Source organism: Hyphomonas jannaschiana VP2 (assembly GCF_000685215.1).
Classification (GTDB): Bacteria; Pseudomonadota; Alphaproteobacteria; order Caulobacterales; family Hyphomonadaceae; genus Hyphomonas; species Hyphomonas jannaschiana.
The window spans coordinates 1-13,097 of record NZ_ARYJ01000019.1 but is presented as its reverse complement, the minus strand read 5'-3'; the positions used below and the strand labels follow the sequence as shown (position 1 = coordinate 13,097).

Genomic DNA, 13,097 nt, shown 5'->3' with positions numbered 1-13,097 from the left:
ATTCAAATGCTTTCCAACGCCCATTCTCGCATGGACTGGATCATCGCTGCGTTTGCGTGCTGTACAGCAGCCGGATGCGAACCAGCTGCAGATCCGGGGCCGTTGGATAATAATTATATGGCGTGCCGCAACACAATAAATCAAGCAATCTTCAAGGTTCAAATGGCTGGCGATGCCATCAGCACCAACAAATCCAAAGCTGCAAAACGCGAATTAGCCAGTCTCGCGTCTGAACTGGACAAGGAATATGGATTACCTCCGAACCCACTCTACGAAATTGAGAGCCTCTTAAGCCCCAGCCAGAATATCACAGTTGTACCGGATCAGGCTCATATCGAACGGTTCAAAGATGAGGCGATCCAGACATGGGAGCAGGAACTTGATGGTGCCCGCACCTGCGCAGCGACCCTTCTAAAATGACCCCCGCTGCCGATCTTCGTGCCGAAGCCGAAGCCCTTGCCCGCCAGCTGCCCGGCCTGAACTTCAAGGCCGAGGCCAGCGAAGCGGCGCATATCGGCTCGGCCGGACGCCGCCGCCCTGGCACGGGCGAGCATTTCTGGCAGTACCGCCGCTATGCCCAGGAAGACGCCGCCGAGCGGGTCGACTGGCGCCGCTCTGCCAAGGGCAATGAACTCTTCGTCCGCGAGACGGAACTGGAAACCGCCCGCACGGTCCTTTTCTGGTGCGACGACAATCCGGGCTTCCGCTGGAAAGCCGAGGGGGAACTGCGCACCAAGGCGGAGGAAGCGACCGTTCTCATGCTCTCGCTCGCGATCATGCTGTCCAAGGATGGCGAGCGGGTCGGCGCCCTTGGCGGCGGGCGCGGCGCAAGTTTCGGCAAGCGCGCAGTCGACCGGCTCTCGGAAGAACTGGGACGTGGCACAGGCGGAAATTTCCCGGCGCCGCCGCGCAGCTCCGCCACGCTGATTGTTGCCTCGGACTTTTATGATCCGATCCCGGAATGGCAGGCCCGGCTGGCGCCACTGGCCGGAAAATGCCCGGAAGGTATCCTGCTGGCCGTCTCGTCGCCTGTGGAAGTCGACTTCCCCTTCGAAGGCCGCGTAAAACTGCACCGGCCGGGCTCTGCCCTTTCCCGAATCTTCGGCCGGGCCGAAACCATCCGCGAGGACTATCACCGCCGCTTCGCCGCCCAGCGCGATGCGCTCAGCGAGCTGACAAACCGGATGGGCTGGCGCTTTGTCTCCCATGTTTCGGGCCAGCCACTTCTGCAGAGCGCCGCGCGCCTGAAGGCCCAGCTTGAAAGCTTCGGAGCGAAACTGTGACGGCGCTCGGTCCCTTCCTGTTCGGCGCGCCCTGGGCACTTGCCGCCCTGATCGCCCTGCCGGTGATCTGGTGGATCCTGCGCGCCACCCCGCCTGCCCCGAAAGACATAGAGCTTCCCTCCCTGCGCATCCTCGACGATATGGAGCCGAAGGAAGAGACGCCGGCCCGCACGCCCTGGTGGGTCTGGCTGATCCGCACACTGGCGGTCACTGCCGCGATCCTCGGCCTCTCCCAGCCGGTCTACGCGCCCGGCGCCAGGACAGACTCCGTGGAAGGATCCGGCCCGCTCCTGATCGTGATGGACAATGGCTGGCCGTCGGCCCCGCGCTGGAGCGAACTGGTCAATGCCGCGACCGCGACGCTCGACACCGGTAGCCGCGACATGCCGGTTCACCTGTTACTGACCGCGCCGCAGCAGCTGAACAATGATCCGTCCGAACGGCTCACCACAACCGATGCCGCCAAGCGCATCTCGTCCCTCAGGCCGCAGCCCTGGGGAACCAGCCGGGAAGACGCCCTCGCCCGCCTGGACGCGGCCGGGCTGAAACCAGCCCGCATCTTCTGGGCCAGCGACGGACTGGAAAACGCCGGCGGCCGGGCCTTCGCGGCAGACCTGTCCGCCCGCGCGCCGCTAACTGTCTTCGCGGCCCCGCCGCACACGCCGGCAGCAATCACCGGCCTCACCTCCGAAACCGACTCGGTCGCCGTCACGCTTCGCCGCGTGGAGACGAGTGGCGAGGAACGCGCCTTCGTCTCGGCCCTCACGCTGGATGGCTCCGCGCTCGCAACAGCTGAAGCGACTTTCAGCGACGGGGAAACCGACGCCACCGCCAGCTTCACCATTCCGGCTGCGGCCCTCGCCCGGATCGCCCGCTTTACCGTTACCGGCCGCCAGGGCGCCGGGACGGTCTGGCTGTGGGACTCCTCCGACCGTTCCCGGCGCGTCGGCCTCGTCGATGCCGGCGCCGCAGCCCAGCCGCTCCTCTCCGATATGCACTATGTCCGCAAGGCGCTGGAACCTTTCGCTTCGATCACCGAAGGCAGCGTGGAGACGCTGGTCGCCGAGTCGCCCGATGCGATCATCCTCGCCGATGTCGGGCAGATCCTGCCGGAGGACGAAAAACGCCTCGCCGACTGGGTTGAGAATGGCGGCGCGCTGATCCGCTTTGCCGGGCCGCGCCTGGCCGCGCAGGGTGACGACCTCTTGCCCGTCCCGCTCCGCCGGGCCTCCCGTGCCCTTGGCGGCGCCCTCGCCTGGGACGAGCCGCAAGCCCTCGCCCCCTTTTCCGAGTCCTCTCCCTTCGACGGCCTGACCGTGCCGCCGGATGTCCGGATCACACAACAGGTCCTTGCCCGTCCGGGGCCGGAGCTTTCCAGCCATACCTGGGCCCGGCTGGCCGATGGCTCGCCGCTTGTCACCGCCGATGCGCGTGGTAACGGAACGATCATCCTCTTCCACATCACCGCCGGGCCGGACTGGGCAAACCTCGCCTATTCCGACCTCTTCCCGCAGATGCTGCGCCGCTGCATCGCCGCCGGCCGGGGCGAGTCGGTCAATGACGAGGAAGGCGCCTATACGCCAAAACTGGTTCTGGACGGATACGGACGGCTTCAATCGCCCGGCCCGGCCGCTGCACCGCTGAAGGCTGCGGACTTTGCCGGGATTGCGCCGTCCGAAGCCCACCCGCCCGGGCTTTACCAGGGCCCTGCCGGGACCCGCGCCCTGAATGCCGCCCGCAATGCGAAGCTCGAACGGATTGCTGCCTGGCCGCCCGCCGCGCGCCTGCTTGGCGACGCCGAAGCCCGGGCGATGCGCCTGGCCGGTCCGCTGCTGAGCCTGGCGGCGGTCCTGCTCGCGCTGGACCTGTTCGTCGCCCTCCTGGTTGCCGGTCACCTGCCCCGGCCTGGCCGCAGGTCCGGCATGGCCGCAGTCTTGTTACTCGCCGGTATGTTGGTTGCTCCGTCTCCGCACGCCAGCGCGCAGGAATACCAGTATCGTCTGATGCCGGACGGATCCTACCGCCGCGTGCCCACCGGCCCGCAGATCATTCCCCTGCCACGCGGCGATGCCCCGCAATCGGATGTCGACGCGGCCCTTCGCATGCGGTTCGGCTATGTGAAGACCCCTGACTTTGCCCTGAACGAGCGCGCCCGCGCCGGCCTCTTCGGCCTGTCGACCACGCTCTACAACCGCACCTCCGTCGAACCGGAAATGCCGGACGAGCTGGACCTCGAAACCAGTCCGCTGGAACTCTACCCCCTGATCTATTTCGCCGTACCGCAAGGCGCGGCGCCGTTGTCGGAACGGGCCATCGCGCGCCTCAACGCATATCTTCGCTCCGGCGGCGCGCTGGTGATCGACACCCGCGATGGCGACACGCCCGGCTCCACCGAGATCACGCGGCTGGAGACTCTGCTTGAAGGGCTCGATGCCCCGCCGCTCCAGCCAGTGCCGTCCAATCATGTCCTGACCCGGTCCTTCTATCTTCTGGCAGATTTTCCCGGCCGGTATGCCGGTCGTCAGTTGTGGATCGAACAGGCCGGTTCCGCTTCGGCACCGCGAGGGGATGGCGTGTCCGGGCTTTTCATCGGTGATGCCGACTGGATCTCCGCCTGGGCCGTCGATGAGCGGGGCCGCGACCTCTATTCCGTCGACGGCGGCGAAGACCAGCGGGAAATGGCGCGGCGCTTCGGCGTCAACCTCGTCATGTATATCCTGACCGGCAGCTACAAGGACGATCAGGTTCACCTGCCCGCCCTTCTGGAGCGACTGGGCGACGGGGATGCAAGCCCCGGCGGCTTCGGCCCCAGCCCACCCCGGAACAATCCCGCGAGAGATGAGCCGCAATTCCTGCCGAACGGGGTGCCGCAATGATCGAAGCCGTTCGTATCGGGTTTGATCCCTTTCCTGGCTGGCCTCTTCTGTGGGGCCTCGTGGCGATCACCGCGCTGGCCTGGCTCGCTTACATCTTCCTGCGAGGACGCGCCTGGCTGACGCGCGGTCTGGGCCTGACGCTGCTCACCGCCGCACTCTCGAATCCGAGCCTCGTGCATGAAGAGCGCGAACCCCTTCCCTCGGTCGCCGCCGTGGTGCTGGACCGGTCGGAGAGTATGGAGATCGGCGACCGGGAAGCCGCGGCACGCAAGGCTTATGAGAATGTTCAGGCAAAGCTCGCCGAGGATCCGAGCCTTGAGGTCCGCGTGCTGGAAAGCGATCCGAACGATGATGGCACACATCTCTACAGCGCACTGGAAGGCCTGATGGCCGATGTGCCGCGCGACCGGATCGCCGGCACCATTCTGATCACGGACGGACAGCTGCACGATGTACCCAAAGACCCGGACGCCGAAGGCGTGATCGGGCCGGTTCATGGCCTGATCGTCGGCGACCCAGACCGGGGCGACCGGCGCGTCGAACTGGTCGAGGCGCCAAGCTTTGGCATTGTCGGCGAGACGGCCGACCTGATCGTCCGGGCCGATGACCCCGATGGCGGGGAAATCGATCTCGATGTGTCCGTCAATGGCGGCATTCCACGGCGCGTCCGGGTTGTGGCCGGAGAGCCGACCCCGCTGCCGATCGAGATCGAACGGCGGGGGGAAAACATTGTCGTCGTCGAAGCCCCACCCGGCCGGCAGGAACTGACAATGGCGAACAACCGCACTGCCGCGAGCCTCGCCGGCGTGCGGGACCGGCTGCGCGTCCTGTTGGTGACCGGCAAGCCGAACCAGGCGGGCCGGACCTGGCGGGACCTTCTGAAATCCGATCCATCGGTCGATCTCGTTCACTTCACCATCCTGCGTCCGCCCTACAAGACCGATAGCGCCTCCGAAGACGAGCTGGCGCTGATTGCCTTCCCGACCGAGGAATTGTTCGAGGCCAAACTGAAAGAGTTCGACCTCATCATCTTCGACCAGTATGAGCGCCGGGGCGTCATCACGCAGACTTATCTCGCCAATATGGCGCGCTATGTGACCGATGGCGGCGCGCTGCTGATTGCAGCCGGCGAGGATTTCGCCGGACCGGCCAGCCTCGCCCGCTCTCCGCTTGCCTCTGTCCTGCCAGCCTCGCCGACCGGCGTGGTGCGGACCGGCGAATTCGTTCCGGCCCTGACGGAAGCCGGCAAGCGCCACGCGGTCACCGCACCGCTGGACGGCCGCAAATGGGGCGGCTGGATGCGCTATATCGAGTCAACAGCAGAAACCGGCGACACGGTTCTGGCTGCCCCGGATGGCCGTCCGCTCCTCGTTCTGGACCGGGTCGATCAGGGCCGGGTCGGCATGCTGATGTCCGACCAGATCTGGCTCTGGGCCCGCGGCTATGACGGCGGCGGCCCGTTCTCCGAGCTGATCCGCCGGGTCGTCCACTGGCTGATGAAGGAGCCGGAACTGGAAGAGCGCCGCCTGAAGCTCACCGCCGAGGGCGACACCGCCCGGGTGGAGCTGCGCAGCCTGATGGACACGGCCCCGCCGCTACAGATCGAAACGCCGGAGGGCGACACGATCGAACCGGCCTGGACGGAAACCGGCCCCGGCCAGTTCACCGCCGAGGCCCCGATCGGCCAGCTCGGCCTTTACCGCGCCCGGGCGGGCGGACTGGAAACGGTCGCCCTGAACGGGCCGGCCAATCCGAAGGAATATGCCGACCTTCAGTCCACCATCAAAGTGCTGCAGCCGCTGGCCCGCGCTACGGGCGGCGGCGTGTTCCGCCTGAACGCTGATGGCTCCGGCCTGCCGGACATCCGCCGCTCCGGAGCACGCGGGTCGTCCGCAGGCGGCAACTGGCTGGGCCTGCGCGAGCGCGGTGCCTATGCTGTGCGCTCCTCCTCCAGCCAGGCCCTGCTGCCGGGGGTCCTGGCGGCGGCACTTCTCGTGATCTTCCTTCTGCTGGCCTGGCGCCGGGAAGGACGATAGTTTCTCAGTCTGAGGGGACGCAGAATGAAACTGATCAAGACACTGATCCTGGCCCTGTTCGCAGGCGGCTTCGGAATGTTGGCAGCGGCACAGGATGCCGCTTGCCCGGAAGGCGCGGCGACGAAGATGTACCAGATCGCTGGCGCGGCGGGGCAGACCGCCGATCCAGGCCAGCTGAATGTCGCCTATTCCAACGCGGTCCAGCTGACCCAGCTTTGCTCGAAAGACCCGTTCGTCCAGTTCTTTGCGGCACATACTTTCGCGCAGGTCGCCGGCCGGATCCAGGACCCGCCAAGCCGCTTGCAGGCTCTCAGCGATGCGACGGCAGCGCTGTTCAGGTACGAGAAGCTCGGCACCGCAGACTTTGGCGGGCCTGTCTTCAAATCCGGCCTGACCTGGGAGGATGGCAGCGAGGCGGTGGTCGACACATCCGCCAGCGGAAAACAGTTGCTGACAGAGATCATCGTGCCGCAGGTTGTGGAGCTGGAAGCCCGCGCCCAGTTCCACCCATTCATCTCGGGCAAGGGCCGGACACAGGACGCCACCTGCCCCTACAGAACACCCGGATGGGCTGAAGCGGAGGCTGCCGGATACGCTCCCGGTTTCGAAACCATCGCCCCATACTTCATGGAGAACCGTGCCAGTCCGAATCCGATGGGTGCTGTCGAGCGGATGGAATGGCTGGCTACAGCCTGTCCGGACGCTGAAGAAGGCGTGAGTTTCCAGCTGGGCTTTCTATGGACCCAGGCGGCCGACTGGTATGAACATATCGACGATGGAGAGGGTGTTCGTGAAGCCGCTGGCCGTGCGATCACCTGGCTCACCAGATCCAGGGAACTGGTTGAAGCGCGCGGGGGCCCGGCGTCTGCTCTGGCGGGCACGAACCGGTTGCTAGCGGACATGCAGGCCCTTCGCGACGAATGATCTTTCGACCAGCACGTCTGCCCGCAAGTGCGCGAGCGCACTGCGGCAGGCTTGTGGTTTTCCCCGGAGGGTCAGCTTGTATCGGGACCGGAAAGCGGCCGGACCGGAACGGGCCAGTCTGCCAGCGCTGAATTGACCTGGAGCCGGATCGCCCCGGCAAGCAGGGCGAGTTCCGGACGGAGCCGGTGGCGCCCTGCCAGCGGCAGGCAATAGGGTCGGGCTTCGCCACGCGTTTTCATCCGCTCGATCAGTCGGGCCATGCGGCGTGCAGCGGCGTCGGGTTGTTTCATGACCTTGAGCAGGCCCGCCGCCCGGCGCAGCAGTGGCATGGCAAGCACAGGGCCGCTCTGGCGGATCGTTTTCACGCCATTGATATTGGCTGGCGTCCGGGAGGGCGACGGCATCAGCACCATCCGGTATTGCGGCGGCAGGTGCGCGCGGAAACTGGCGGTGACATCCTCCACCCCGTCCGGCAGGGGCGCAGCTGGCTGCGCGGCACGTGGCCGGACCGGCGCAAGCTCCAGCGTCATTGCCAGCAACAGGATCAGCCTGCGGAGGAGTGTCTCGATCACTTTCAGCTTTGCCAGCACCCGCGCGTGCAGCGTGCGGGTGATGGTTTCCGGCCGCAAGTGCAGATTTGCCTCGCCCAGCGTATCGTACAGATCGTTGCGCAGGTCCGTGAAGCCTTGTTCGAGAAGATCGGTCTGGTCATCCATGCGTCAGAGGATGAACGCAGACGCGATCCGGTTGGATAGCGTCGCAGCTTTCCCTGCCGAGGCCCAATGAAGACGCCCCCTGCCCTGTTGGAGAGGCGCCGGCCTATGCCGCTTCCGGATTGACCGCCATGCGGGCCACCGGCGGCGCCGGGCCCTGCAGCTTCGGCTTCGGCATCAGGAACAGCGCGCAGAAAACTAGCACGAACCAGATCGCCACAACATGGAAACAGTCCCGGAAAGCCAGAACCTGAGCCTCCGCCGACACCTGCCGCGCGATCACGCCAAACGCATTCTGGAATGCCGGCAGTGTCGCCATGCCGGAACGTTCCAGTTCCTGAGCAAAGAGCGCATGCTGGTAGAGCATTTCGGGATTGCTCTCATTCATGGCGGCCGACAGGTGCTCGCCATGAAAGATCAGGCGCCGCTGCAGGAGAATGGCCAGCAGGTTCACCCCGAAGGCCCCGCCGACCTGCATCAGGAAAGAGACCCCGCCCGTGGCCGACGCCAAGAGGTGCGGCGGAGAGGCCCGCACGGCGGTCGTGTTTGCCGGCGGCATGCAGAAACTGATGCCCACGCGCGACAGGAAGATCCAGCCGACCAGCACCCAGTAAGGCGTCAGGGCCGTCACCCCGGCCAGCAGATAGGCGGCCGCCGCGAAACAGAGAATGCCGAAGCCCAGCAGGTATCGGGCATCCATCCGGTCTGTCAGCCGGCCGGCAATGGGAAAGCCGACAACCATGGCCAGGCCCGCCGGGATCATCATTACACCCGCCGCCGTGGGCGAATAATGCTGCACCATCTGGACAAAAAGCGGGATCAGGTAGGTAGACGAATAAATGGCGATGCCGGTGGCGGAAATGATCAGCCCGGCCGACCAGAACTGGCGATAGGTAAAAATGGCCGGATTGAGCGCCGGGAACGGATGGCGCAATTCCCAGAGGACAAAGCTGACCCCGCAGATCAGGCCGATGGCGAATTTCAGATAGGTAATGTCGGAATCCCAGCCATCCCGGTTCGCCCCGGCAAAGGCCGACAGCAGGCTGACAACCGCCAGGGTCAGTAGGCCGAGACCCTGCCAGTCCAGCGGCGGCCGGGTCCGGACATTCGGGTCTTCCCCCGAAGGCATGAGAAATGGCGCGACGCTGAGGGCCACAAAGGCCAGCGGCAATGTGGCAACGAAGACCAGCCGCCAGCTGGCAAGGTCCACCGCGATGCCGCCCAGCGCCGGACCGAAGGCGGGCGCCAGAACGACGCCGATGGAAAAGATGCCCATCGCCGTCCCGCGCTGATTGTCCGGAAAGGTCTGGAAGATCAGGAACATCGACATGGGCTGCAACAGGCCGGCCGATATGCCCTGCAGGGCGCGGGAAAGGATCAGCATTTCGAGCGAGGTCGACACGGCGCCCAGAAGCGAGCCAACAATGAACAGGCACATGCCCGCCACATAGGTCGCCCGGGGCCCGTAAGTGTGCATCGCCCAGGCATTGGCCAGCATCGCAATGGTGGACGAGGCAAGGAAGGCAGTGGACATCCATTGTGCCTGGTCCTGCCCGAGACCGAAGGCGCCGATAATGGCCGGCAGGGCGACATTGATCGTGGTCGCCGCCAGCATCGTGGCGAGCGATCCGGTCAGCATCGCCCCCAGCAGCATCCAGCGATACTGCGGGCCGAACTGGGCGAAGCGCCGCCGGACAGCCGACCCGGCCATGGCGGGAATTTCATGCGTCTGTGTCTGGTGGGCCTGATTGTCACCGGCCGGCAGGGTTCCTGAAGCGGCCGCCGTGCTGCTCATGCCGATGTTTTGGAAGGCTGCTTGCGAATACGGACGGTGACCATGGTGCCCGGCCGCAGGCGCAGGCCCGGATCGTCGAGATCGATCCGCACCGTGATGCGCTGTGTGATCTTGGTGAAGACACCATTGGCGTTCGGGTTCGGCATCAGCGCCGACTCGCCCAGCGTCGCATTGTGGATCTTCGTCACTGTACCGGTGATCTTCGTGCCGGGATGGCTATCGGCTTTCACGCGGACATCGGCGCCCGTCTCGATCTTGCGGATGTCGGTTTCCTTGATGTTTGCCGACACCCAGACAGCATCCGGATCATGCATCAGCGCCACGCGGAAGCCCCGCAGCGAATGCTCGCCCGTGTCATAGAACAGTTCGTCGATTACGCCATCAATCGGCGCGCGGATCGTGTGCTGCTCCAGCACGACGCGCTGGGCATCCACGCGGGCTTCGGCCTGTTGCAGCGACGCGCGCAGGACGCCAAGGTCCAGCTCGATCAGGCGGACTTCCTCCCCCTGAATGGACGCGGTGCGCTGTTCGGCCCGGGCACTGTCGCGGTCGGCTTCGGCGCGCAGCAGGCCCTGGCGCGCCGTGTCGAGGGCGTTGCGCGACTGATCGAGCGCGCTTTGCGGCACGAGGCCCCGGTCGAACAGGCCCTGCGTGCGGTCATAATCGCGCTGGGCGGTTTCGAGGTTCGAGCGGGCCGCTTCCACCGAGGCAGAAGCCGATTGGGTGCCCGCGCGCCGGGCGGCGACTTCGCTGCCGGCCTTGGAGGAGGCCAGCCCGATCCGGGCTTCTTCCCGGGCAATTTCGGCCCGCAGCCGGTTCGCCTCGGCCTCAAACTCGGCCAGCGTATAGGCGGCTTCCCGGTCGTCGATCGTGTAGAGGACGTCGCCCGTCTTCACCATATCGCCCACCGAGACACGCTGTGAGGTGATCTTGCCGGAAATATCGGTCGAGACGGCGATCATGTCCGCCGCGATACGGGCATCGGAGGTAGACACATAGGCCGCCCGGTCCGCCATGAAACGGAAAAGTCCCAATAAAACCAACAGGCCCAGCCCGATCGCGAGACCCAGGCGCACACGTGGATTGCGCAAATGCGCCCTCAGCGGTGTGCGCGTCGGCTGGAGTGTTTCGACCTCCGGCGTAACCTGTGTGTTTCCGTCCATGCCTCTTGCCGGGGCCCTGCGGCCCTGTCCGTTTCGCTCCCTCGCGGCCCTTGCGGACGGTTTCGTGACCGTCTCTGTATTCCGCATTACACATTTATCAGGGCATAACCCTAAGGCAGGCAAGCCCCCTTCTTGCACTCCCCCCCTGGCGTCTGATTAGCTGCCGCCAGATCAGACCAGTCCGGGAGGCCTCCTTATGCCGTTCGACCACCCCTTGCCGCCGCTGCCCGCTCAGCCGGAGGGCGTTGCCTGGCCGACACAGGCCTGGCCTGAAGGGACCCCGGCGCCGGGCACTGACACGGCAAGGCTGAACAGCCTGCTGGACCGCGCCTTCGCAGACCCTGCGCCGGAAGACATGGGCGAGACCCATGCCTTCCTCGCCGTACAGGGCGGCAGGATCGTATCGGAACGCTACTGGCGGGACTACACGCCGGGCTCCACCTTCCCGTCCTGGTCGGAAGCCAAATCGATTACCCAGGCTCTGATCGGCATTCTCGTGCGAGACGGCAGGATGGACATCCACGCCCCGGCCGATGTACCGGAATGGCAGACCACGGACGACCCGCGGCAGGCGATCACGCTGGACATGCTGCTGCGGATGTCCAGCGGTCTGAAATTCGTGGAAGATTATGTGCCGGGCTCGGTCTCCGACGTGATCGAGATGCTGTTCGGCAGCGGGCAGCTGGATGTTGCCGCCTATGCCGCGAACCAGCCGCTGGAACATGATCCGGATACGTTCTGGAGCTATTCAAGCGGCACGTCGAACATTGTCGCGCGCTGCGCCGCCCGCACGCTCGGCGCCGATGCAGACGCGTTCCGCGACTTCATGTTCCGGGAACTGTTCTCCCCCATCGGCATGCGCTCCCCGCTTCCGAAGTTCGACGCCGCCGGCACGTTTATCGGCTCATCCTTCTGCTATTGCACAGCGCGGGACTTTGCCCGCTTCGGCCTGCTTTACCTGCGCGGTGGCGTCTGGGACGGCCGGCGCATCCTGCCGGAAGGCTGGGCTGACTATGCCCGCACACCAACCCCGGCGGTGCCGGAGACCGAAACGCTCGGCTATGGCGCCCACTGGTGGCTGGGCATGGCAGGCCCCGGCAGCTTCTCTTGCAATGGCTATGAAGGTCAGTACACGGTCCTCGTACCGGAGAAGGACCTCATCCTCGTCCGCCACGGAAAATCCCCGCTGGAAGCCAAAGACGAAGTCCAGGCCTGGCTCGCCGACGTGGCGGAGTGTTTCTGAAAGCCCTTCCACCGGGAAGGCAAACCGGCATATGCTCTCCCCCATAAAGGGAGGACTGATCCATGACATCCATGCAAGCGGCCGTGCTTTATGCCGGTCTTTTCTGCCTGTTCATGCTGATGCTGAAGGCAAATGTCGGGCGGGTACGTACGAAGCACAAGGTCGGCTTCGGCGATGGCGGCAATGAAGCGATGCAGCGCAGCCTGCGGGTTCAGGGCAATGCGGTGGAGGATGTGCCGGTCGTCCTGCTCGGTCTGATCGGACTGGGCGCATTGTCGGCGCCGGTCCTGCTGATCCACGGCCTTGGCGCGAGCTTCCTGGCCGGACGGATCCTGCACGCCATCGGGCTTGGCGGCTCATCCGGCGGCAGCCCGGGCCGTATGTATGGCACGCTGATCACGCTGCTCGTGATGCTGGTCACGACCGGCGCCTGCATCTGGTACGCGGTCACTTAAGGCGCCGTCACCAGTCCTGAGAGCTTGCTGGCATCGCCGGCAAGGTCTTTCACCATGACGCGGGCCTGGTCCTGCGGGCCGGGAAACAGCAGCTGGTTTTTCGGCGTGACGGTAAATCCGATCTCGCCAAAATAAGGCGGCGCGCCGATCAGGATGGCTGCGGGCCAGCCGGCGGCCTTTCCGGCCTCCAGCGCTTCGCCCGTCACGGTCAGGCCAAGGCGGCTGCCCCGGTGCGAGGGGGCGACAGCGACCGGCCCGTAGAACAGGGCCCGGTCCCGGTTCGTCCCGACGACCAGCGGCCAGACACGGCAGACCGCGATCACCTGCCCGTCCAGCACGGCGACGCGATTGATCTCCGGCAGCGAATGCGAGTATTCGCGCAGCCGCTCGGCCGTCTTGGCAAAGTGGCCGGGGCCGAAGGTGCGGTCGAAGAGGTCTTCGATCGCCTCGGCGTGCAGATCTGGGTTTTCGGGCACAATCTGAAGCATGACGCGCGCCTTTAGGGCCGTGCGCCCTGTGGATCAATGGGGCAATTGCGCTTGCCGCGCCTAATATTTCACCGAACAGCCATAGGGCTTGGTCGTGTTGACGCCGACCGGCTCGCCCGCC

General features: G+C 65.6%; 11 protein-coding genes. 7 read left to right on the top strand and 4 right to left on the bottom strand.

Going from position 1 to position 13,097, the window contains the following annotated elements; genetic code table 11:
- Positions 1–6: 6 nt before the first annotated feature.
- From HJA_RS17065 to HJA_RS17045, 5 genes are read left to right on the top strand one after another with little or no spacing between them, the layout of a single operon-like run.
- Positions 7–420, top strand: a complete 414-nt coding sequence (locus HJA_RS17065) for a hypothetical protein (protein ID WP_035584788.1) — start codon at positions 7–9, stop codon at positions 418–420.
- A complete protein-coding gene (locus HJA_RS17060; RefSeq protein WP_035584785.1) occupies positions 417–1,283 on the top strand; it encodes a DUF58 domain-containing protein in 867 nt (288 codons plus the stop codon). Before HJA_RS17065 ends, HJA_RS17060 begins: the two co-directional genes overlap by 4 nt.
- Entirely contained in the window at positions 1,280–4,159 is a 2,880-nt protein-coding gene (locus HJA_RS17055) for a DUF4159 domain-containing protein (protein WP_081814789.1), read from the top strand. The genes HJA_RS17060 and HJA_RS17055 overlap by 4 nt, the downstream gene beginning before the upstream one ends.
- The gene (locus HJA_RS17050; protein ID WP_035584782.1) at positions 4,156–6,195 is read left to right on the top strand and encodes a DUF7408 domain-containing protein; all 2,040 of its coding nucleotides are present in this window, start codon (positions 4,156–4,158) and stop codon (positions 6,193–6,195) included. The genes HJA_RS17055 and HJA_RS17050 overlap by 4 nt, the downstream gene beginning before the upstream one ends.
- Before the next feature lie 24 nt (positions 6,196–6,219).
- A complete protein-coding gene (locus HJA_RS17045) occupies positions 6,220–7,119 on the top strand; it encodes a hypothetical protein (RefSeq protein WP_035584779.1) in 900 nt (299 codons plus the stop codon).
- 71 nt (positions 7,120–7,190) lie between these two features.
- On the opposite strand, the gene HJA_RS17040 is transcribed toward HJA_RS17045, so the two are convergent.
- From HJA_RS17040 to HJA_RS17030, 3 genes are all read right to left on the bottom strand, one after another.
- On the bottom strand, positions 7,191–7,835 hold the full coding sequence (locus HJA_RS17040; protein WP_035584776.1) for a hypothetical protein: 645 nt from the start codon (positions 7,833–7,835) through the stop codon (positions 7,191–7,193).
- A 103-nt stretch (positions 7,836–7,938) separates the two neighbouring features.
- Complete coding sequence (locus HJA_RS17035; protein ID WP_241764394.1) at positions 7,939–9,627, bottom strand: DHA2 family efflux MFS transporter permease subunit; 1,689 nt, start codon at positions 9,625–9,627, stop codon at positions 7,939–7,941.
- Positions 9,624–10,790 (bottom strand): HlyD family secretion protein, encoded by a 1,167-nt coding sequence (locus HJA_RS17030; RefSeq protein ID WP_035584773.1) that lies wholly within the window; start codon positions 10,788–10,790, stop codon positions 9,624–9,626. The genes HJA_RS17035 and HJA_RS17030 overlap by 4 nt, the downstream gene beginning before the upstream one ends.
- A gap of 196 nt (positions 10,791–10,986) precedes the next feature.
- Between HJA_RS17030 and HJA_RS17025 the strand changes: the two genes are divergently transcribed.
- Together HJA_RS17025 and HJA_RS17020 are read left to right on the top strand one after the other, a co-directional pair.
- Positions 10,987–12,033 carry a serine hydrolase domain-containing protein gene (locus HJA_RS17025; RefSeq protein ID WP_081814788.1) on the top strand — a complete coding sequence of 349 codons (1,047 nt, stop codon included), beginning with the start codon at positions 10,987–10,989 and terminating at the stop codon, positions 12,031–12,033.
- 62 nt (positions 12,034–12,095) lie between these two features.
- On the top strand, positions 12,096–12,488 hold the full coding sequence (locus tag HJA_RS17020) for an MAPEG family protein (RefSeq protein WP_035584770.1): 393 nt from the start codon (positions 12,096–12,098) through the stop codon (positions 12,486–12,488).
- Here the strand turns inward: HJA_RS17020 and HJA_RS17015 are convergent.
- Positions 12,485–12,976 carry a GNAT family N-acetyltransferase gene (locus HJA_RS17015; protein WP_035584767.1) on the bottom strand — a complete coding sequence of 164 codons (492 nt, stop codon included), beginning with the start codon at positions 12,974–12,976 and terminating at the stop codon, positions 12,485–12,487. The two genes, HJA_RS17020 and HJA_RS17015, sit on opposite strands and share 4 nt — an antisense overlap.
- Positions 12,977–13,097 lie beyond the last annotated feature (121 nt).